The following is a 19,695-nucleotide window of genomic DNA, read 5'->3' as shown; positions in this document are numbered from 1 at the left end:
ACAGGCCGAATTCACCATCATGGAACTGGCGACGCTGGTCGTCGATTACACCAACGCCCGATCGAAGATCGTGCATCGGCCGCTGCCCGTCGACGATCCCAGGCAACGCAAGCCGGACATCTCCTTTGCCAGGGCCAATCTCGGCTGGGAGCCGAAAATCAGCTTGAGCCAGGGGCTCGCGCGTACCGTCGAGTATTTTGATACCCTGCTCTACGGAAGTCACATCGCCAGAGGAGCTGCTGCTTCATGAGCCGGCCGGCGGTCCTGGTGACGGGTGGAGCCGGCTTCATCGGCAGCCACACCTGCAAGCAGTTGGCCGCCGCCGGCTACATGCCGGTGGTTTTCGACAATCTGAGCCGCGGCAATGAGAGATCCGTCGCCTGGGGGCCGCTTGTCGTCGGCGATATCCGGGATCGGGATGCACTGCGGCGGGCGATGGAAACGCACCGGCCGACGGCCGTGATCCATTTTGCTGCGCTGGCCTATGTCGGAGAGTCCGTTCGCGAGCCGGCCGAATATTATTCGACCAATGTGACAGGCACCATCGCGGTGCTCGATGCCGCACGCGCGAGTTCGATCGAAAACATCATCTTCTCCAGCAGCTGTGCGACCTACGGCGTGCCGGAGGCGTTGCCGGTTCGCGAGACCTCCTCGCAAAATCCGATCAGCCCCTATGGGCGCACCAAGCTGATGGGTGAACAGATCATCGGCGACTATGCGTCCGCGTACGGAATGAAATTTGCGATCCTGCGCTATTTCAACGCTTGTGGCGCCGATCCCGATGGCGAGCTCGGTGAGTGGCATTCGCCGGAAACCCATCTGGTTCCCAGAGTGCTCATGGCCGCATCGGGCATCATCGACGCGATCGAGGTTTTCGGCACCGACTACGACACGTCGGACGGCACTTGCGTAAGGGATTATATCCACGTCACCGATCTGGCCCGCGCCCACCTGAAAGCGCTCATGCATATCGAGGGTGGCGGGCGAAGCCTTGCGGTCAATCTCGGCACAGGGCGGGGCGTCTCCATCAAGGAGATTGTCAAGGCGGTCGGCCGAATCACGTCGAGGCCGGTTCCGGCAGTGTTCAGGAGCCGACGCGCCGGAGATCCGGCGGAGCTCTACGCCGACCCGGGAAGCGCACGCGAACATCTTGGCTTTGTGCCGGAGCTTTCAGACATCGATACGATTGTCAGGACGGCCGCTCCCTTTTTCGGACTGAAGACCAGGCCCATGAAACTGCCGCCAGTGAGGGCGGCAGCGCCGGTCGTCGCCCGACGGGTCAGAGATAGCGGGGGTGACAGTTCGCGCGCTGGCCAAATCCGCTAGGGCTGCAGATATAAGGCGAGCCGCCCGAGAACGTGCTGCCATCGCCCGGATTGAACGAGATGTTCACCGGCGCCGGCGTGCTGGCTTTGATCCGTTGCGGCGGTGCAAAGGCGTAGGCACTTTCGGTCCCTATTGTGCTTGTCATCTGGATCGGAAGGTCGGCCCGGAGCGAGCGCACGAGAAATCTGGCCTGCACGGGCTGGACCGAGGGCTGACTGCGGACCGGGTGGACGATGGGCCTGATAAGGACCGAACCGGTTTCAGTTGCGTCCATACCTTGACAACCTGCAACCATAGAGCTCAGCGCCACAGCCGCGGCAATAGATACGACATTCTTGCTTGAGCGAAATACGCTCGCGGAATTTCTCATCCTCTGTCCCTTGCTATCAAGTATAAGCCAGGGGCGCATTGCGACATACTATACTTGGGCCGCTTCCACGCCGCATGAGTGACCACTCGCACATCACACGTTATATTAGATATCACTAATTATTAAATTTCATCAAAACCGTATGGCAGGCCATCGTCTTGTCGTCCAGGCGATGCAGTTGAATGCGACTAAATGCGCTCGGCGCGCCGAGCGCCTGCCGAGCCACTCAACCATAAGCGATTCGCGGGTTCCACGACAGGCGCACGGGAAGAACAGCCCGGCCATCTCAGCGCGGCCGGAAGCGCGGCCTACTTTTTGGCATCGACCAGCTTGCGGGTCACTTCGAACTGCGCGCCCTTGGTGTCGCCTGCTTCGAATTTCTTGTATTCGTCGGAAGGATCCTCGGGAGATCGCTTGAAACCGTACCATTCCCCGTCCGGATCCTTGCGTTGCTCGATATTCAGGCCCTGAATGCGGTGGCTGTAGCAGGTGCGGTGCTGCTCGCCGGTGTAACCTTTCGATCGCCAGGCGAGCTCCATGCACATCTTGCCATCCTTGGTCACCAGCCATCTACCCTCCGCGACAGACGTGGTGTCCTGCCCGGACGTCCAGGCCTGGAGACGTCGATTGTCCTGCGCGAAAAAGGCCGCGCCGTTTTTCCATATCCATGTGCGGTCGGCATAAAGAAGCTGCAGCTCGTAGGCAGTTGGAGCCGGTGCGATGACCGTTCCCGCTGGTCTGCCGTCTTTGGCGGCAGCCGCATGCGCCGTTCCCGAAAGCGCCGTCTGGCCGCAGAGGGCCAGGAGAAACATGAGTTGCATACAAGTTGCGAACCGACAATGTTTGCGTCGACCGTCGACACCATGCGGTGGCAATCCGGTCAGAGCTGTCAGTACAATTGGCGTTCGCATGCCCGTTTTGCCCAAGGTAGCACTATCATCGCTCTGACAGCCGTATGAACTATTTAACAGTCGCGAGAACGGTGATGTCAACCTTTGCGAGCGGACGGACAACAACCGTTCCAGATGTGCGCATCCCGCTGTCGTCAAAATTAAGAAATGTGTCATATGCTCTGCCAACTCTGACAATCGCACTCAAAAGCAACATCCGCAGACGTCAGGGAGGACGCGGTTTCAAATGGCGGGCGACCCGGAATTGAACCAGGCCGAAGGTCAGCAATACCGGCAGCAGTCGACCGTCCGGGAAACGACTGCTCGCAACACCGTGAGCCCCAACATGGCGATCTTGCTGGGGATACTGTTCATTGCGATCCTGTTCAGGTTCCACAACATAACCTTGCCGCTGGTCGATGCCTTCAGCTGGCGCGAAACAAGTACCGCGATGATGGCCGACAATTTCCAGCAGCGCAGCTGGAACATCTTCTTCCCCGAGGTCAGCTGGACCGGGCCCGGGCCAAGCTATCAGGGCCGCGAGTTCCAGATCGTCAGCTATCTGACCGCCATACTCTACCAACTCTTTGGCTGGCACGACTGGTTCGGCCGCATGATTGCGGCCCTTTTCGGCTTGGTGACGGTGTTTTCACTGCACAGATTAACGGCGCTATGCTGGGGCGAGACGCACGCCCACGCCGCGGCACTTGCCTATGCGCTGATGCCGGCGGCGATCATGATCGACAGCTCGTTTCTTCCCGACCCCTCGATGCTGGCTCTGGTAACCTTGGGCGTCTGGCTTTTCACGAAATACTGGACGGGAGGCAGCGCGTGGCTGCTCCCTTTCGCCACAGCCAGCTTTTCCCTCGGTGTGCTTGCAAAACCACCGGGTTTGGCTGCTGGAGGCGTCATATTCTATCTGATGGTTTGCTGGCTTTTGCAAAATCGGCGAAAGCATGCGGCCAAAGTATTCATAAGCGGACTGGTCAGCCTGTTCGTCATCGGCGCCTACTACAGCTGGGCCATTTATCTCGGGCGAACCTATCCGCCCTTTCATGTCGCGGGCAGCGGATACATCTGGGATTCTGGATTCTGGACGTTTTTCAGCAACGATTTCTATTTCAAATCTGTTTGGAACACGTCGGTCTGGTGGTTTTATGGCTATCCGTTCATGATTTTGATGGCGGTCGGATTCTGGATACCGCCCCAGCCAGTCGCGGAATCGAAAGAACGCGCTCTTTCGGCCATACCTTTCATATGGCTTGCAGCGGCCTCTGTTGTTTATCTCGCTGCGGCACGTGAGATCACGACCAATCCATGGAACTATCATATATTCCATGTGCCATTTGCGATGTTTTGCGGCCGTGGCGCGGTCGTCCTGGCGACGCTTGGAGCCAAAACCGTTCCGTCTCCTGGGATAATTCTGCGGTCGATTTGCATCGTGGCCGCTATGCTTGTCTGGTCGACTTTTCCCCTCGTCCGGACGATGAAGGCGCCCTTCGCCATGAATGGAAAGTTGCTTGGCGACGAGCTGGCGCGCAGGGCCCAACCTGGCGATCTTGTCGTGGCCATCGCTCCGGAGGTGGGAGATCCCGTCGCAGTCTATTACAGCAGGGCGCGCGGGTGGGTGTTTCCGCCTGGTGGCGGCGACGTGGAGTGGTCCAGGTTCGTCGAGGACGATGCCATCGCGATAGCACAGCTTGAGGAACTTCGCACGCAAGGCGCGGATTGGTTCGGCGTGGCAAAGGATGCCGAAGACAGTCAGAAACGGCCGTTCATCGAGCATCATGACGGGGTGATCGACTATCTCAACAAGATCGGGACCAAGCGGCTGGATTCGGACAACCTCCTGATTTATGAAATCAGCCGGCCTTGATCTGGTCAGGCCGTTGGGCTTATGGGCTGGGGATCAGGCAAACGTTGGAAATCCGGCGACGGTCAGCGACCTTGCCGACCCGCCCTCGCCTGCCCAACGCAGCAAGCTAAGCGAGACAAGCCGGCCAGCAAGGTCAAATATCTCTACGGCTGGCGGAATTCGACGGTTGCGACCGGAGGAATTGTTGAAACGAGCGATTTCGATCATTGTGACGCTGGCCCTGCTGGCCTGGCTCGCCAGCGACTCGCGCTGGCGCATGGTCGGCGACGCCTTTGCCCGCATCACGCCCGGCACCTTCGCCGTGGCGACGATCGCGTTCTTCGCCACCTATGTCTTGCGTGCGCTGCGCGTCTGCGACGAGTTCCGCGACGAGGTGCATGGCCGCTTCGGCGCCTGCCTGCGCGTCATTCTGATCCACAATGCGATGATCAACGTCGTGCCCTTTCGCGGCGGCGAGACGGCCTTTCCCCTGCTCCTGCGCCAGGTCTTCGGCATACCGATCATGCGCGCCAGCGCCTCACTGCTGTGGTTCAGACTGCAGGACGCTTTCGTCGTCGGCGTGCTCGCCCTGGCGGTGTGGCCGGGCCTGCATCCGGCGATTAGGATTGCGGGCGGGGCCGTCTTGATCGTCGCCGCCTGGTACCTGCCGCGCTGGGCGCGTGCACCGCATGACTGGGCCGGCCGCGGCAAGATCGTGGCGAAGCTCGGCAAGCTCCGAGATGTGTTCACCGAAGCAACCGGACGCTCGCGCTATGGCTGGTGGTGGACGATCGCGAACTGGTCGCTGAAGCTCACTGTGCAGGGATGGTTGTTGGCAATGCTGCTGGGGACATCCTTTTCGACCGCCTTTCCAGGCGTCGTTGGGGCCGAAGGAGCCGCCATACTGCCGGTGCAAGGCGTCGCCGGCTTCGGCACCTATGAAGCGGGAGCAGCGGCGGCGCTGCTCACCTCCGGAATCACGATGAAGAATGGCTTGCAGGCGGCGCTGGCGCTGCACCTGTTCATCTTCTGCTCGGCAATCGCCACGGGTGCGATCGCCTGGCTGTTTCCCTCGAAATCGACGCTGCCGGGAAATCCGGCTGTCGGACCTGCAAGGAAGCCATCCCAATGAACGTATTGCCCATCCCTGCTTCGGGACTGCCTGACGGCGCGGTAATGCCGAACCATACGCTGTCCATCGTCGTCCCCATGTACAACGAGGCCGAAAACGTCGAGCCGCTGCTGGCACGGATCCACCAGGCGATGGAACGCTACGACCAGCCCTGGGAGGTCGTGCTGGTCGATGACGGCAGCACCGACGCGACGGTGAGCGAGATCAGGCGCCTTGCAGCGCATTACGGCTCGCATGTGCATGCGGTCGAACTGGTGCGCAACTACAAGCAGACCGCCGCGATGCAGGCCGGCATCGACGCGGCGCGCGGCGACGTCATCGCCACGATCGACGGCGACCTGCAAAATGATCCCTACGACATCCCCCGCATGGTCTATCGCCTGCTGAGCGAGGATCTCGACCTGGTGGTCGGCTGGCGTAAGGACCGCCAGGAAGGTTTTTTCATGCGCAGGCTGCCCTCGCGCATCGCCAACGCGCTGATCGCGCGCGTCACCGGCGTGCGCCTCAAGGATTATGGCTGCAGCCTCAAGGTCTATCGCGGCAACGTCATCCGCAGCGTCAAGCTCTATGGCGAGATGCACCGCTTCATCCCGGCATGGCTGGCCACGGTGACGACCCCCAGACGCATCGCGCAGGAGGTGGTGACGCACCATGCCCGCATCCACGGCCAGTCCAAATACGGCATTTCGCGCACCTTCAGGGTCGTGCTCGATCTGGTGTTCATGTACTTCTTCATGCGCTATCGCACACGGCCGGGACATTTCTTCGGCGGCATCGGCATCGTGCTTGGCGCGCTGGGTTCGCTGATCCTTGCCTACCTGCTTTGCCTGAAGCTGTTTTTCGCCGAAGACATCGGAACACGCCCGATGCTGTTCACCGGCTTCTTCATGCTCATCGCCGGGGTGCAGATGGTGACGTCGGGCGTGCTGGCGGAAATGCTGGCACGCGTCTATCACGAGGCGAACGGAGCATCGGCCTATGTCGCGCGGCCACGGCCGCCGGGCGGCGACAATGACGGCTGGCACGCCCCGGGCCGAGCATCGTGACCTGATCGGAATGCCACGGAGGTCCGCGCCTAACGAACGCATGGCGGTTGGAGGGCAAGAGGCAAAGCGCAACGTCTGCGCAAACCTCCCGCCCTCCACTCGCGCCCCCCGGCAAAGACCCGGCAGCAGTCAAATCGGCCGCGCTTCAGGTCTGATGGCTTAGTAACGCGAACGGCAGCTGGCGCGCTGGCCGAAACCGCTCGGACCACATATCCAGGGCGAATGACCCAGGAGCGGGCCGCCATTGCCCAGACTGTAGGAGACCTTCACCGTCGCCGGCCTGCCGACCCGCTGCGGCCGCACGAAGGCCGCATAGGCCTCCTCCCTCGTACGCGTCACGTTGGTCATCTTGGTGAGCGGTTTGCGGTTGATCAGATGCAGCCGCTTGTCCTTGGCGTAGTGCACCCTCTGGCCAAGCGAATGAACCACGGGCTTGGTGCCGATCGAGCTCGTCTTGGTGGCATCCATGCTTTGGCAACCGGACATCATCGAGATCAATGCAACCGCGGCAAATGCACAGGCATGTTTCTTGCCGAGCCTTGCCCCTCTTTCCATTATTTTGTTCATCGCTATCCCTGCCATGAAATACAAGTCGCTGGAGCGCGGAGATATATTGCTCTTATTTGCTTTCCGCACCACGCGAGTGACCCATCGCCACTCACATCATGGGCTGTATATTAGGGGAGACTTATTAAATATCATGCAAACGATATGATGAGCGCGGTCTTTCGGCACTCGACCGGATATTATTAAAATTTGACCTTTTGGGCTCGTGCCTGGTCCTGCCACAGCTTGCCGGCCGGCTATCAAGGCAAATGCGGTTCAGGGGAGTTGTTTGCGCACGGACGCCTGTCGGCGTCAGCGTGGCGGATTCCAGGCGGGGTCAAGATGGAATGTGCGGGTTCCGCTCCCGCCGCGCCCGGCTCCGGAAACCGGGTAGGCCACGCTGACGATGCGCATACCGCCTGCCCCCTGCTGGAGCCCATATATGCCTTCCAGGCCGCGGTCACAGAACGCGGCGCCCGGGACGAAGAGCGCAACGCCAGCGAGCGAGGCCTGCAAGGTGAGTTTCGCGGCATTGCAACGCAACGAAATTTTGTTCTCCACGAGGTGCCTGGTGATGATCACGACCACAAGCAATCCGTAGACGAACGCATTGAAGGCAGCGAACCAGTAGAAGCCGGTGGCGTCCGAGGCGCGGTCTACAAGAAGGACCGGCAGCGAAGCTCCCATTGCAAGCACCACATAGGGAACAATAACGCGGGCAGGCAGCAGGTTTTTCGGGCCGCTGCCCTTGGGGGTAACGCGAAAATCGACGAACGACTTGGTCAGATAATCGCGGATCGACGACAGCGTGCCCGCCAGCACCCACGGCCAACGAGCGAAGAATGAGAACAACATTCCCTCCCAACTGATCGTCTTGGCGGTCAGTGGGCGCGACAGCCCGAAGGACTTCAACAGCATCACCAGCACAATCAGCGAAATCGAGTTCGGCGCATAGTATAGAAGGAAGTCAATATACGTCACATTGGCGAAATTCTGACCCGTAATAAGTGCGTATATCGGCATGATGTACATGAGAAGCGAAAATACGGCGAAAAGCGGATACCAGAGCTGGCGGAACAGGAACTGGAATTTCAGCCGTGGCGATACCTTGGAAAGGTATATGGGCGAGTATTCGAGCATGATCGTCATCAGGCTCCGCGACCACTGGAACTCTTGCGTGACAAGATCGGCAAAGGTTTGCGGGCCGTCGCCATGGGCAATGGCGTCTATGGCATGCACACCGCGCCAACCAGCCGCAATGAACAGCATGGACGTCGAGTGATCTTCGGCCAGTTCCGGGCCAAGGCCGCCGACCTGCTTGAGCGCTGCGGTTCTCACGGCATAGTGCGAGCCGATGCAGAGCGGCGTTCCGTCGCCCGTGTGGCCGGACTGCAAAGGTCCGTGGAACATCCCTTCCGGGAACAGCCGGCCGCGTGCCGACCAGCTTTCAGCGGCATTGTTGTCGCATATGCTCGGCGCCGATACATAGCCAACCGCCGGGTCGGCAAAGGCAACCAGGATTTCCCTGAGATAGGTTGGTGTCGGGACGTGGTCCGCGTCCATCTGAGCGACGAAGTGATAGCGTTCATAACCATAGTGGTCGTAGAAGAAGGCCAGGTTTCCCTCTTTGCAGCGCGTCCGGCGGGGCCACACCTTGCGGTGATAATCTTCCCGCCCGCGCCGCGTCGAAATCATGACGTTATGGGCATCGCACCAGGCAATCGTTTCCTCGGACGGGTCCTCGTCGGCCAGCCAGGTATCATGCGGACAGTCCTGCGCCAGCATTGCCTCGAGGGTTCGCGCAACCACGGAAAACGGCTCTGACGGAGCCTTGGTCACCACCATCGCGACACGCGAATGCTTCGGGATCGTGTGAAGCCTGGACGGCTTTTTCATCGCATGCACGTTCAAGAGAAAATACATCGGCATGAATGTCAGCCATACGAGCGTCAATGTCGCCAGCATGTATGGGATAACGTGTTCGATGTGCCCGGGCTGCAGCCACCAGAACCAGAAAAATCCGAACGTTACCGACCAGCAGGCAAGTCCTAGCTTCCAGATCCGCTTCTGGGCGGCCGACAGCACGGGCACCAGAAAAGGAGGCTTCTCCGCCGCCTTGCCCGGAGCTGCCCCACGCCCCCGTTTCGGCATGGTCTTACTGCCGATGATCCCCACGTCCGCGGAAACACTCATACACTTTACTGCCGCCACCCGAGCATCAGCCAAACGACGGCCGATGAGCCTAACCCAGCAGCAGAATCCGCTCAGGCATCCTTAGAGTCAACTAAATTAGTTATTTCTTAACTACGGTTCTTCAGAACTGGTTAAGGATAGTCCGGTGGAACAGTTTCCACCGACCAGCACGTGAACGATGAGCCGCAAATTTTTCAGCGCTGGAGAATTCGCCGATGGGCCAAAGCTGTCCGGCAAGGATCGAACTTTGAGAGCAGCGTTAACCATGTCGCGCGCACATGGTTAAGCAACCGTTAATTGCACTTGACTCTTGGTCGCGACCGGCTCTTAAATTAGCCAGGGATGATATATCGGGATATTGACGCGAATTTGTGAGTATCGCGGCGAACTTTCTCTCGAGCGCCCCCTGTATAGGGCCTTGAGAGATAATTTTTTGGGTGGCTCTGTGTCAGGTTTCGCACATCCGCCAACGGGTCGCTCCGAAATCCCGCAGATTCTGCCAAATAGAGCCGATCGGTTTTGGGTAATCGTGTCGATCAAGCATCGATGCGCACGGGCGAAGCCTTAACTTCCGCAAGAGGTTGGGGCCATGGGAGATCGACATGAAACACTCCACAGTAAAAGCACTTGCAATCGCGCTGGCATTGGGCGGAAGCGCCGCGTTCCCCACGGCAGGAGGCGCTGGCTCAGTAGCCGCGACGGACCCCGTCCAGACGAGCAGCGCCGCCTCGGCGTTCGGATCCTACGATCCCTACGGCGACTTCAGCGCCGACAAGAGCGCCAGCATCGAAGAGCTGTTCCTGCCCTGGGAAGACGTCGATCTGTCGACGCTGCCACTCGCCGACGCCTATGCGCTGCAGCGCGGCCGTTCGCTGCTGATCACGGTTGAGCCGTGGACCTGGTCCAAGGACTGGCGCATCACCCCGCCCGAATTGCGCGACGGCATTTTGAGCGGCAAATATGACGCCAACATGCAGGCGATCTGCGACCTGGTGGGACAGATGAAGAGCCCGGTGACCATTCGCTGGGCGCAGGAAATGGAAGACAAGAACGGCCGCTTCACCTGGGCCAACTGGGCTCCCAAGGACTGGATCTCCGCTTACAAGCGCGAAGTCGACATCTGCCGCAAGGCTGCCCCCGCAGCCAAGTACATGTGGTCGCCCAAAGGCGAAGAGGGTTTGGAAAAATACTACCCCGGCGACGACTATGTCGACGTCATCGGCCTGTCGGTGTTCGGTCTGCAGAAAAAAGATGATGACGAGACCGGCCGCGACCGCACCTTCGCTGAGCTGCTGAAGCCCGGCTATGACCGCGTTGCAGTGTTCAACAAGCCGATCATCGTTGCGGAACTCGGCTATGTCGGGAAGCAGGACTATGTCTCGAAATGGCAGGAAGATTCCCGCAAATCCTACGCGGAGTTCCCGGCGCTGACTTCGGTTGTCTACTTCAACCAGAAGGAAGTGTGGCCGTGGCTGGGTGGCTATGGTCTGCCCGACTGGAGGGTGACCCAGCACGTCCTGCCGTAGACGCATCGTGCTGATCGACCCCGACGCGATCGGGATCGACTTCCAATCTCCTTGTTTGATCGTGATCCATCCCGAACCAGCGGTTCGGGATGAGGATTGAGGCGTGGCGTAAATCAGTCTGTGGAGAAGTTTCGTGAAGCGGGTAGTGGGAAATTATCTTGGAGCGGCATTCGCCTGCTCCGTTCTTGTTCTTGCCTTCCAGGCTCCTGCGACAGCCAAGACGGCGATGAAAATCGCCGAGCAGGCTCAAGAGGCCACAGCGGTTCCTGACGAAGGCGTCTACCAGATCTATCAGAACCATTCGTGGCTGTGGGGCAAGAAGGGCGCCGGCTTCTTTGCCGTCAAGCAGAGACAGTTCGAGTCCTGGACCCACGACAAAGGCAAGTCGGGCTATGGCGACGGCATGTGGTTCATTCCCGGCGGCGGCAAGCTGTGCTGGCGTGCGCAATGGCACGGTTCCTGGGGCGTGAAGGGCTCGATGACCTGCTTCGAGCACCGCCAGGCTGGCAAAGTAATCTACCAGCGCAAGGCTCCGGATGGCGACTGGTATGTTTTCAAGAGATTGAAACACGGCGACTACGTCACCCGGAAACAGAACCGGATCAAGGCAAGACTGTAGGATCGAGTCATCCGCCACAAGCGGCTGGTCTACGCCTTGCGCTCCCAGCGGCGATCTGGCGTCTGTTGCCAGTAGGTGACGTCGTGGCCAGCGCTCTTCATCACCTTCCAGTGTCCTCGCGCCGCCTCGAGCTGGGCGGCATCGTGGCCATCGAACAGGAACACCGCGCGCTCGTAGCCGCCAAGGTCAGGCGGCACCGCGCCGTCGACCAGGAACCTTATCTTGGCGTCGTTGGGATTGCCGTCGCCGGTGGTCAACAGAATCGGCTGTTCGCCGGGATGAGCTTCACGATCGGTTGCGTGCGCCAGGAACGAATCGTCGCGGAAGGTCCAAAGATGCTGGTCGAGCGCATCGCGGCGTTCCTCGGTGCCTGTCTGCACCACGGCGCGCCAGCCACGGTCGACGCTGCGCTCCAGGAGGCCTGGCAGCGCATCCTCCAGCGTCGATTCGGTCAGGTGGTAGAACAGAACGTCGGCCATCGCTTCAGCCTATAGTGATCGAACCCGTTCACTGCTCATAGTTATCGCGCACCAGCCGGTCGAGCAGCCTGACGCCGAAACCGGAACCCCACGACTGGTTGATCTCGTTCGACGGCGCCCCCATCGCCGTGCCGGCTATGTCGAGATGAGCCCATGGCGTGTCCTTGACGAAGCGCTGCAGAAACTGCGCCGCGATGGTGGCGCCGCCAAAACGGCCGCCGATGTTCTTCATGTCGGCGTTCTTGGAATCGATCAGCTTGTCGTATTCGGCGCCGAGCGGCATGCGCCACAGCCGTTCCTGAGTCGCCTGCCCCGCCACCGACAATTTTTCGGCCAGTTCGTCATTGTTGGAAAACAGGCCGGCATAATGTTGGCCGAGCGCCACCATGATGGCGCCGGTCAGCGTCGCCAGATTGACCATGAATTTCGGCTGGAAGCGGTCGTTGCAGTACCACAACGCATCGGCCAGCACGAGGCGGCCCTCGGCGTCGGTATTGAGCACCTCGATGGTCTGGCCCGACATCGAAGTGACTATATCACCGGGACGCTGGGCATGACCGTCGACCGCATTTTCGACCAGTCCGATGATACCGACGACATTGGCTTTCGCCTTGCGGGCCGCCAGCGCATGCATCAGGCCGGTAACGGCGGCGGCACCGCCCATGTCGCCCTTCATATCCTCCATGCCCGAGGCCGGCTTTATGGAATTGCCGCCGGTGTCGAAAGTGACGCCCTTGCCGACGAAGGCGATCGGGCTGTCCTTCGGCTTGCCGCCGTTCCACTGCATGATCGCCATGCGGGCGCCGCGTGGCGAGCCTTGCGCGACACCGAGCAGCGAGCCCATGCCGAGCTTCTTCATTTCCTTCTCAGCCAATATCTCGACCTTGACGCCGAGTGCCTCGAGTTCCTTGGCGCGGGCAGCGAACTCGACCGGCCCAAGCACGTTTGCCGGTTCGTTGACGAGGTCGCGCGCCAGAAGGACGCCGTCGATCACCGCCTCGGCATCGGCGAAGGCCTTCTTCGCAGCGGCCGGATCGGCGGTATGGATGGTCACCTTGACCGGCTTCTTCGGCTCTGCCTTGCCGTCGTCCTTATCCTTCCTGGTCTTGTACTTGTCGAAGGAATAGCTGCGCAGGAGAATGCCCGCGGCAAGGCTTGCCGCGTCCTTCGCGCTCGGCGAGGCGCCGACCACATCGAGGACTACCGCTACCTCGGTCGCCTTGCGCAGCGACGCGGCAACGGTGCCGCCAAGCTTCAACCACGCATATTCGTCCAGTCCCGACACCTTGCCGGTGCCTATCGCCACCAGTCTGTCGAGCGACGCTCCCTGCGGGGCCAGAACTTCCACCGTGCTGGCGAACTTGCCGGTGAACTCAGCCACGGGAAAAGCCCGCTCCAGTGTCTTGCCGGGATCACTGGGCTTGGCGACGTCGCTCAGGCCGCCCTCATCCGCCGCGAGCACGAAGACCGTGCCCTTCTTGTTCACCCCGCTCTGGGACCCGGAAAATTTGGCGAAGGCGATCGACGGTCTTTGATTCATCATGTCCTGCTTTCAGGGAATGCGCGACTTTTGGGGAAGCGGTTCGAAACGATGCGCGACATTTGGTCGTTTTCCGGCATTTGGCAAGACTTTGCCGAATTGGCATCCCATATGACCTATGGAATCGATGACGATTCGTCGCGGCACGGCCCCGCTTTTTGCCGCAACTTGTTGTTAACCATCGATGTTCGCCCTTTCTTATCCATTCCCGCCGACACTCCGCCCAGCCGGGGGGCGTGATGTGGGACAGAACCCGGATAGACCATCTGATGAGCCAGTTGTGCAGGCGCTGCCGGACAGCTACCTTGTTCGGCGGCATGATGCCGTTCGAAAAAATCGAGAAAAGCCTTCATGAAGGTCGTTGAACGCTACATCATGCGCCGCGCTTTCGTGGTCTTCATGGCCGCTCTTGTGTGGACGCTGGCGATCGTATGGACGACGCAGGTGCTGGCAAAGATCGATCTGGTCACCGACAGCGGCCAATCGGCGCTGACCTTCTTCGAAGTCGCCGCCCTCATCCTTCCGTCCATCATCCCGATCGTAGTGCCTTTTGCGCTGGTGGTGGCGGTCGCACAGACACTCAGCGTCATGAATTCGGATTCCGAACTTGCCGTCGTCAACGCCGCGGGAGCCTCGCGCTGGACGATCGTGCGGCCGATCATGTTGCTGGCGCTCGCCGCAGCCGTTTTTTCCTTTGCCGTCGACAACGGCATCGATCCTTACGCACGGCAGAAGAACCGGGCCCTGGTGGCATCGTCACGCGCGGATCTGTTGTCGCTGATCATCCAGGAAGGTACCTTCCGCAAGATCGACGACGGGTTGTTCCTGCAGGTCGGCGAGCGCCTTCCCAACAATCGGCTGGGCGGCATTTTCGTCGCCGATTCGCGCGAAGAAGGCGTCAACCTCGTCTACTACGCCAAGACCGGCAGCATCATCGAACGCGGCGGTGAAAAGGTGCTGATGATGAATGACGGCGTCATCCATCGCAAAACGCTGACCGGCGATCTCTCCGTCATCCGCTTCACCTCCTATGCCTTCGACATGTCGGCCTTCATGGCGGCGGCTTCAGCGGTGACGCTCCTGCCCAAGGACCAGACGACGCAGTACCTGCTCAACCCGAGCGCCAACGACAAGTATTATCAGCAGAGCCCCTACGAATACCGGGCCGAAGTCAACCAGCGGTTCTCGGAATGGACCTATTCCATGGTTTTCGCGCTGATCGCGCTTGCGGTCGCCGGGGATGCGCGCTCGCACCGCGAGGCGCGCGTCAATCCGCTGATCACGGCGATCACGATATCGCTGTTCGTGCGTTGGCTGGGCTTTTTCGCCGCCAGCAAGGCGGATGAGATCCCGCAATATGCCTATATGGTCTATGGTGTGCCGATCGTGGCTTCCGCGGTGGCGATCTGGTTCATCGTCTCGAACCGGACACTGGAACTGCCCGTGACCTGGGCGGACTGGATGACAAACTTCGCCTCGCGCATCGCTGACAGCTGGAATGCTTTCAAATTGCGTTTGTCCAGGCGCGGCACATCAGGGCAAGGGGTCGGCTGATGGGCTGGACACTGGGCCGCTATTTCTTCTTCCGCTACGTGACGATCACCATCTGGTTCTTCATCGGCCTCCTGGCGCTGGTGTTCCTGATCGATTTCACCGAGCTGTCCGGCCGCACCACCGGCCTGCCCGGCTTCACCTACGGCACGGCGGTAGCCATTTCAGGCCTCCGCATGCCGATGATCATGCTGCAGACGGTGCCGTTCGTCGGTCTCTTCTCGGCGATGGCGACGCTGGTGTCGCTGAACCGGCGCTACGAGCTGGTCATCGCGCGTTCCGCCGGTGTTTCCGCCTGGCAGTTCCTCTTGCCCTGCTGTATCGGAGCCTTGCTGTTCGGCGTCCTGTCGGTTGGCGTCATCAATCCGCTCGCCGCGCACGCATTCTCCTGGTCCGAGCAGATCGAAACCCAGCTGCGTTCCGGCAAATCGAATACGGTCTCGGCCGATGCCGCGCCCTGGATCCGGCAGAAAACCAGTTCGGGGGACACCATCATCGGTGCGCGGGCCATCCTGAACCAGGGCCTGGAAATGGCCGATGTCGTATTCTTCATTCTCGACCCGCAAGGCAACATCGTCGAGCGCAAGGATGCTGCCCGTGCCTTCCTGCGCGACGGCTATTGGGAATTGCAGGACGTCAAGACGTTCCAGAACGGCACGATCCAGGCATCGGCAACCGATCGCGTACCGACCAATCTGAAGCCCGAATTCGTGCAAGAGCGGCTGGCGCGCCCGGAAACCATCCCCTTCTACGACCTGCCCGGAAAGATCGAGGTTGCCCGCTCCTTCGGCCTCAAGGCAAATGCCTTTGCCATGCAGTTTGATTCGCTCGTGGCGTTGCCGTTCCTTCTCGTCGCCATGACGCTGATCGCGGCAACGGTTTCAATGCGATTTGCTAGGATGGGGCAGTCGGCGACGATGATTCTGGGTGGCATCATCGCTGGCTTTCTGCTTTATGTCGTTTCGGTTCTGGTGAAGGCATTCGGCGTGGCGGGATTCGTGCCGACTGTCGTAGCCGCCTGGGTACCGGTCATGGTGGCTATGTTCTTCGGGGTGACTTTCCTGCTATACAAGGAAGACGGCTAGTGAGGGAGGCGTTTTTGCCCAGCAACAGGCAGGCCGGTTTGGCGCGCCTCTATGCGGCGACCGCCTTGGCGTGCGTGCTTGCCTACGCCGTTCCGGCACCGGCGCTTGCGCAGGACGTCGGCGACATGGCGACATCGGTTCCGTCCGGCTCGCAAATGCTGCTGGCGGCCGACACGCTGGTCTATAACAACGACAACCAGACCGTGACCGCCGTTGGCGGCGTGCAGATCGACTATGGTGGCAATCGCCTTGTCGCCCAGCGGGTCGAGTACAACCGCAACACCAAGCGAATGGTCGCAAGCGGTAACGTCGAAGTCATCAACAGCGACGGTACCAAGATCAATTCGCAGCATATCGACATCACCGATGACTTCGCCGACGGCTTCGTCAACGCGTTGCGGGTCGAAACCATCGACAAGGCCTATTTCGCCGCCGAAAGCGCCGAACGCATGGGCGGCGTGCTGACCACCTTCCACAATGGCGTCTACACCGCCTGCGAGCCGTGCGAGGATAAGCCGGACAAAGCGCCGACCTGGCGCGTCAAGGCCAAGAAGATCATCTGGAACGGCGAGAAGAAGACGGTTCGCTTCGAGAATGCGAATTTCGAGTTCTTCGGTTTTCCGCTTGCCTATCTGCCTGCATTCGAAATTGCCGACCCGACGGTGAAGCGCAAGAGCGGCTTCCTGATCCCGAGCATCATCTACACGAGCGATCTCGGCGTCGGCGTGACCGTCCCCTATTATCTTGCATTGGCGCCGACCTACGACCTGACCGTCACCGGCACCGGCTATACCAAGCAGGGTTTCCTCGGTGAGGCCGAGTGGCGTCAGCGCTTCAACAATGGCGAGTACAGCTTGAAGATCGCCGGGATACACCAGCAGAATCCCGACGCTTTCCTCGACACCACTGCCTTCCCCTCCAGCTCTGGCCACAACGTCAATTCGGGCAGCGCCGGCGATCCCAACAAATTCCGCGGCATGATGGGTACCCAGGGGCAGTTCGCCATCAACTCACGCTGGAACTTCGGCTGGGACGTGCTGCTGCAGACCGACAAGAATTTCTCGAACACCTACGGCATCGAAAAGTACAATAGCAGCGTCCACCAGTCGTCGGTCTACTTGACGGGTCTCAACGGCCGCAACTATTTCGACGTGCGCGCCATGCATTTCGATGTGCAGGAAGATACACCTGACGACAACGCCTCTGCGCGAAGCGGACAACAGCCCTGGGTGCTGCCGTCGCTCGACTACGCCTATATTCCTGATGCGTCGGTGGCCGGCGGCCAGCTATCGCTCAATGTCAACGCGCGTGTCATCCGCCGCGACGATGTCGATGAGACCTTCGTCGAGCCCTACAATGCCCTCACTCCCACGCAGCGCGTCCGCGGCATTGAAGGCGAATCGGGCCGTCTCACCGCCGAGGCCGAGTGGAAGCGGAGCTTCGTCACCGATGGCGGGCTGGTGCTGACGCCGTTGCTCGCGCTGCAGGGCGACGTCGACTACCTCAACGCGTCGTCGGCTTCGCTGGACGCGATCGACAGAATGGCGACGCATTTGGGCGAGCAGGACGACATGCGCTCGTCATTTGCCCGTTACATGGCAACCGCCGGGCTTGAGATGCGTTGGCCGGTGCTGTTTTCCATGGCCAGCGGGTCCAGCCATGTCATCGAACCGATGGCACAGGTCTTCATGCGTCCGAACGAGCAATATGTCGGCGGCCTCTCAGTGCCTAACGAAGACGCCCAAAGCATGGTCTTCGATGCGACCACCTTGTTCGAACGCGACAAGTTCTCCGGCTACGACCGCGTCGAAGGCGGTTCGCGCGCCAATGTCGGCTTCCGCTATTCCGGCTCCTACAACAATGGCTGGGGCACCAATGCCATTTTCGGCCAATCCTATCAGATTGGCGGCGAGAATTCGTTCGCCGCGCCGGATTTGGTGAATGTCGGCGCAAACTCCGGCCTCGACACGACCAAGTCCGACTATGTCGGCCTGTTCGGCATCAACAGCCCCAACGGCTTCGCGGCCTCGGTCAGCGGCCGTTTCGACGAACAGAGCTTCGAGATCCGCCGCGCCGAGGTGAAGGCCGCCTATTCCGGCCTGCCTGTGTCGCTGAGCGCCAAATACGCCTTCATCCAGGCCCAGCCGCTGTACGGCTTCACCACCGACCGCCACGAGGTCACGCTTGGTGCATCCACGCATCTGGCCGAAAACTGGCGCGTCTTCGGCACAGGAACCTACGACCTGCAGCAGAGCCTGCTGGTCAAGGATGGCGTCGGCTTCGCCTACAACGATTCCTGCTTCACTTATTTGATGACCTACTCGCAGTCGCGCGATCTGAACACCAGGGAGGTGTCGCAGACCATCGGCTTCAATCTGTCGTTCCGCACCCTCGGCGATTTCGGCTCGTCGACCAGTGCCGTCGACACGATCCAGTAACAATCGGCGACATCGTTTCGCCGCATAGGGCTGGCACGGATTTCGCGCACCTGGAAAGATCAAATTGGGCGGGACCGGGATAGAATTGGGATGCCAACGATGAGGAAATACCTCTTTTCAGCAGGTTTCGCGTTGCTCGTGGCGGCGACGTCCGTGTCGATCACCGTAATGGCGCCGCCGGCTTTCGCCAGCGAGATCAAATACGTCGTCAACGACATTCCTGTCACCACCGGCGACATCGCCCATCGCGCCGCTTTCCTGAAGCTGCAGCGCAAGAAGGGCGATGCCGGCCAGGAAATGATCGACCAGACGCTGCGTATGGCCGAGGCCAAGCGGCTTGGTATCCGCATCAGCGACGCCCAGGTCGATGCCGCGTACCAGCGCTTTGCCTCGAGCAACAAGATGCAGCTCAGCCAGCTCGACGGCGTCATGGAGAAGTCGGGCGTCACCAAGAGCCACTTCAAGGAATTCATCCGCGCCCAGATGGCCTGGAACCAGGCCTTGAGCGCGCGCTACCGTTCCGGCGACGGCACCGGCGCCGTCAGCGAACAGGATCTCGTCAGGAAGATGCTCGAAAAAGGCGGCGCCAAACCGAGCGCCACCGAATACATGCTGCAGCAGGTCATCTTCGTGGTGCCGGCGGCTGAACGCAGCGCGACGCTGGGCAAACGCAAGCGAGAGGCCGACGCCATGCGCGCCCGCTTCAACGGCTGCAACACGACGCGCGAATTCGCCAAGGGCCTGATCGACGTCACCGTTCGCGATCTGGGCCGGGTGCTGGCGCCGCAACTGCCGCCGGACTGGGCCGAGCAGATCAAAGCTACCAAAGTCGGCGGTGCCACCGTCACGCGCGAAACCGAACGCGGCGTCGAATTCATCGGCATCTGCTCGTCGCGCGAAGTGTCCGACGACAAGGTTGCCCAGATGGCGTTCCAGGCCGAAGGCTCCGGCGGCGACAAGGATGCCGACGCGCTCAGCAAGAAATATGTCGACGAGCTGAAGGCAAAAGCCCGCATCGTCAAGCGCTGACGTGGGCAACGCAGTGACTGCGCTCGCGTTGAGCGCCGGCGATCCGTCCGGCATTGGGCCGGAGATCGCC

16 protein-coding genes and 1 pseudogene are annotated in these 19,695 nt (G+C 60.5%); 12 read left to right on the top strand and 5 right to left on the bottom strand.

Features of this window, described 5'->3' with window-relative positions; translation table 11 throughout:
- A pseudogene (locus ENZ75_RS01905) lies at window positions 1-250 on the top strand (SDR family NAD-dependent epimerase/dehydratase); the annotation flags it as partial.
- A complete protein-coding gene (gene galE / locus ENZ75_RS01900; RefSeq protein ID WP_013532494.1) occupies window positions 247-1,326 on the top strand; it encodes a UDP-glucose 4-epimerase GalE in 1,080 nt (359 codons plus the stop codon). The pseudogene ENZ75_RS01905 and the gene galE, both read left to right, overlap by 4 nt.
- A gap of 678 nt (window positions 1,327-2,004) precedes the next feature.
- On the opposite strand, the gene ENZ75_RS01890 is transcribed toward galE, so the two are convergent.
- Window positions 2,005-2,622, bottom strand: coding sequence for a DUF995 domain-containing protein (locus tag ENZ75_RS01890; RefSeq protein WP_245321910.1), 618 nt, complete (start codon window positions 2,620-2,622; stop codon window positions 2,005-2,007).
- A 211-nt stretch (window positions 2,623-2,833) separates the two neighbouring features.
- Here ENZ75_RS01890 and ENZ75_RS01885 point away from each other — a divergent pair, with 211 nt between their 5' ends.
- The 3 genes from ENZ75_RS01885 to ENZ75_RS01875 all read left to right on the top strand — a co-directional run bounded on the left by ENZ75_RS01885 (window position 2,834) and on the right by ENZ75_RS01875 (window position 6,619).
- Entirely contained in the window at window positions 2,834-4,462 is a 1,629-nt protein-coding gene (locus ENZ75_RS01885; protein ID WP_013532497.1) for a glycosyltransferase family 39 protein, read from the top strand.
- Window positions 4,463-4,646: 184 nt separating this feature from the next.
- Window positions 4,647-5,573 (top strand): lysylphosphatidylglycerol synthase transmembrane domain-containing protein, encoded by a 927-nt coding sequence (locus ENZ75_RS01880; protein ID WP_013532498.1) that lies wholly within the window; start codon window positions 4,647-4,649, stop codon window positions 5,571-5,573.
- A 44-nt stretch (window positions 5,574-5,617) separates the two neighbouring features.
- Window positions 5,618-6,619 carry a glycosyltransferase family 2 protein gene (locus tag ENZ75_RS01875; protein ID WP_244514345.1) on the top strand — a complete coding sequence of 334 codons (1,002 nt, stop codon included), beginning with the start codon at window positions 5,618-5,620 and terminating at the stop codon, window positions 6,617-6,619.
- 159 nt (window positions 6,620-6,778) lie between these two features.
- Here ENZ75_RS01875 and ENZ75_RS01870 read toward each other — a convergent pair whose 3' ends face one another.
- Window positions 6,779-7,186: a hypothetical protein gene (locus ENZ75_RS01870; RefSeq protein WP_013532500.1), complete on the bottom strand. Its 408-nt coding sequence runs from the start codon at window positions 7,184-7,186 to the stop codon at window positions 6,779-6,781.
- Between the two features lie 291 nt (window positions 7,187-7,477).
- The gene (locus ENZ75_RS01865) at window positions 7,478-9,340 is read right to left on the bottom strand and encodes a cellulose synthase catalytic subunit (RefSeq protein WP_245481122.1); all 1,863 of its coding nucleotides are present in this window, start codon (window positions 9,338-9,340) and stop codon (window positions 7,478-7,480) included.
- A 620-nt stretch (window positions 9,341-9,960) separates the two neighbouring features.
- Between ENZ75_RS01865 and ENZ75_RS01860 the strand changes: the two genes are divergently transcribed.
- Window positions 9,961-10,884, top strand: a complete 924-nt coding sequence (locus ENZ75_RS01860; RefSeq protein ID WP_013532502.1) for a glycoside hydrolase family 26 protein — start codon at window positions 9,961-9,963, stop codon at window positions 10,882-10,884.
- 133 nt (window positions 10,885-11,017) lie between these two features.
- Window positions 11,018-11,503, top strand: a complete 486-nt coding sequence (locus tag ENZ75_RS01855) for a DUF995 domain-containing protein (protein WP_013532503.1) — start codon at window positions 11,018-11,020, stop codon at window positions 11,501-11,503.
- A gap of 29 nt (window positions 11,504-11,532) precedes the next feature.
- Here the strand turns inward: ENZ75_RS01855 and ENZ75_RS01850 are convergent, their stop codons facing one another.
- Window positions 11,533-11,982: a DNA polymerase III subunit chi gene (locus tag ENZ75_RS01850; RefSeq protein WP_013532504.1), complete on the bottom strand. Its 450-nt coding sequence runs from the start codon at window positions 11,980-11,982 to the stop codon at window positions 11,533-11,535.
- Between the two features lie 28 nt (window positions 11,983-12,010).
- A complete protein-coding gene (locus ENZ75_RS01845) occupies window positions 12,011-13,522 on the bottom strand; it encodes a leucyl aminopeptidase (protein ID WP_013532505.1) in 1,512 nt (503 codons plus the stop codon).
- 51 nt (window positions 13,523-13,573) lie between these two features.
- Between ENZ75_RS01845 and ENZ75_RS34555 the strand changes: the two genes are divergently transcribed.
- The 5 genes from ENZ75_RS34555 to ENZ75_RS01825 all read left to right on the top strand — a co-directional run bounded on the left by ENZ75_RS34555 (window position 13,574) and on the right by ENZ75_RS01825 (window position 19,625).
- Window positions 13,574-13,762 (top strand): hypothetical protein, encoded by a 189-nt coding sequence (locus ENZ75_RS34555; protein ID WP_127289235.1) that lies wholly within the window; start codon window positions 13,574-13,576, stop codon window positions 13,760-13,762.
- A gap of 111 nt (window positions 13,763-13,873) precedes the next feature.
- Window positions 13,874-15,076, top strand: a complete 1,203-nt coding sequence (gene lptF, locus ENZ75_RS01840; RefSeq protein WP_013532506.1) for an LPS export ABC transporter permease LptF — start codon at window positions 13,874-13,876, stop codon at window positions 15,074-15,076.
- The gene (lptG, locus tag ENZ75_RS01835; protein WP_174299091.1) at window positions 15,073-16,158 is read left to right on the top strand and encodes an LPS export ABC transporter permease LptG; all 1,086 of its coding nucleotides are present in this window, start codon (window positions 15,073-15,075) and stop codon (window positions 16,156-16,158) included. The genes lptF and lptG overlap by 4 nt, the downstream gene beginning before the upstream one ends.
- The gene (locus tag ENZ75_RS01830) at window positions 16,158-18,596 is read left to right on the top strand and encodes an LPS-assembly protein LptD (RefSeq protein WP_164887709.1); all 2,439 of its coding nucleotides are present in this window, start codon (window positions 16,158-16,160) and stop codon (window positions 18,594-18,596) included. The genes lptG and ENZ75_RS01830 overlap by 1 nt, the downstream gene beginning before the upstream one ends.
- A 90-nt stretch (window positions 18,597-18,686) precedes the next feature.
- A complete protein-coding gene (locus tag ENZ75_RS01825) occupies window positions 18,687-19,625 on the top strand; it encodes a peptidylprolyl isomerase (protein ID WP_024504313.1) in 939 nt (312 codons plus the stop codon).
- The last annotated feature ends 70 nt before the right edge of the window (window positions 19,626-19,695 follow it).

The organism is Mesorhizobium sp. M7A.F.Ca.CA.002.04.1.1 (assembly GCF_004022805.1).
Classification (GTDB): Bacteria; Pseudomonadota; Alphaproteobacteria; order Rhizobiales; family Rhizobiaceae; genus Mesorhizobium; species Mesorhizobium ciceri.
Note: the sequence above shows the minus strand (reverse complement) of the source record. Positions and strands in the feature narration are given on the sequence as shown.

What these genes read in the sequence shown, in the direction of transcription:
- ENZ75_RS01875 (WP_244514345.1), top strand. Translation starts at nt 5,618, where the DNA reads ATGCCGAACCATACGCTGTCCATCGTCGTCCCCATGTACAACGAGGCC.
- ENZ75_RS01885 (WP_013532497.1), top strand. Translation starts at nt 2,834, where the DNA reads ATGGCGGGCGACCCGGAATTGAACCAGGCCGAAGGTCAGCAATACCGG.
- ENZ75_RS01850 (WP_013532504.1), bottom strand. Translation starts at nt 11,982, where the DNA reads ATGGCCGACGTTCTGTTCTACCACCTGACCGAATCGACGCTGGAGGAT.
- ENZ75_RS01825 (WP_024504313.1), top strand. Translation starts at nt 18,687, where the DNA reads ATGCCAACGATGAGGAAATACCTCTTTTCAGCAGGTTTCGCGTTGCTC.
- ENZ75_RS34555 (WP_127289235.1), top strand. Translation starts at nt 13,574, where the DNA reads ATGCGCGACATTTGGTCGTTTTCCGGCATTTGGCAAGACTTTGCCGAA.
- ENZ75_RS01870 (WP_013532500.1), bottom strand. Translation starts at nt 7,186, where the DNA reads ATGAACAAAATAATGGAAAGAGGGGCAAGGCTCGGCAAGAAACATGCC.
- lptF (WP_013532506.1), top strand. Translation starts at nt 13,874, where the DNA reads ATGAAGGTCGTTGAACGCTACATCATGCGCCGCGCTTTCGTGGTCTTC.
- galE (WP_013532494.1), top strand. Translation starts at nt 247, where the DNA reads ATGAGCCGGCCGGCGGTCCTGGTGACGGGTGGAGCCGGCTTCATCGGC.
- ENZ75_RS01845 (WP_013532505.1), bottom strand. Translation starts at nt 13,522, where the DNA reads ATGAATCAAAGACCGTCGATCGCCTTCGCCAAATTTTCCGGGTCCCAG.
- ENZ75_RS01860 (WP_013532502.1), top strand. Translation starts at nt 9,961, where the DNA reads ATGAAACACTCCACAGTAAAAGCACTTGCAATCGCGCTGGCATTGGGC.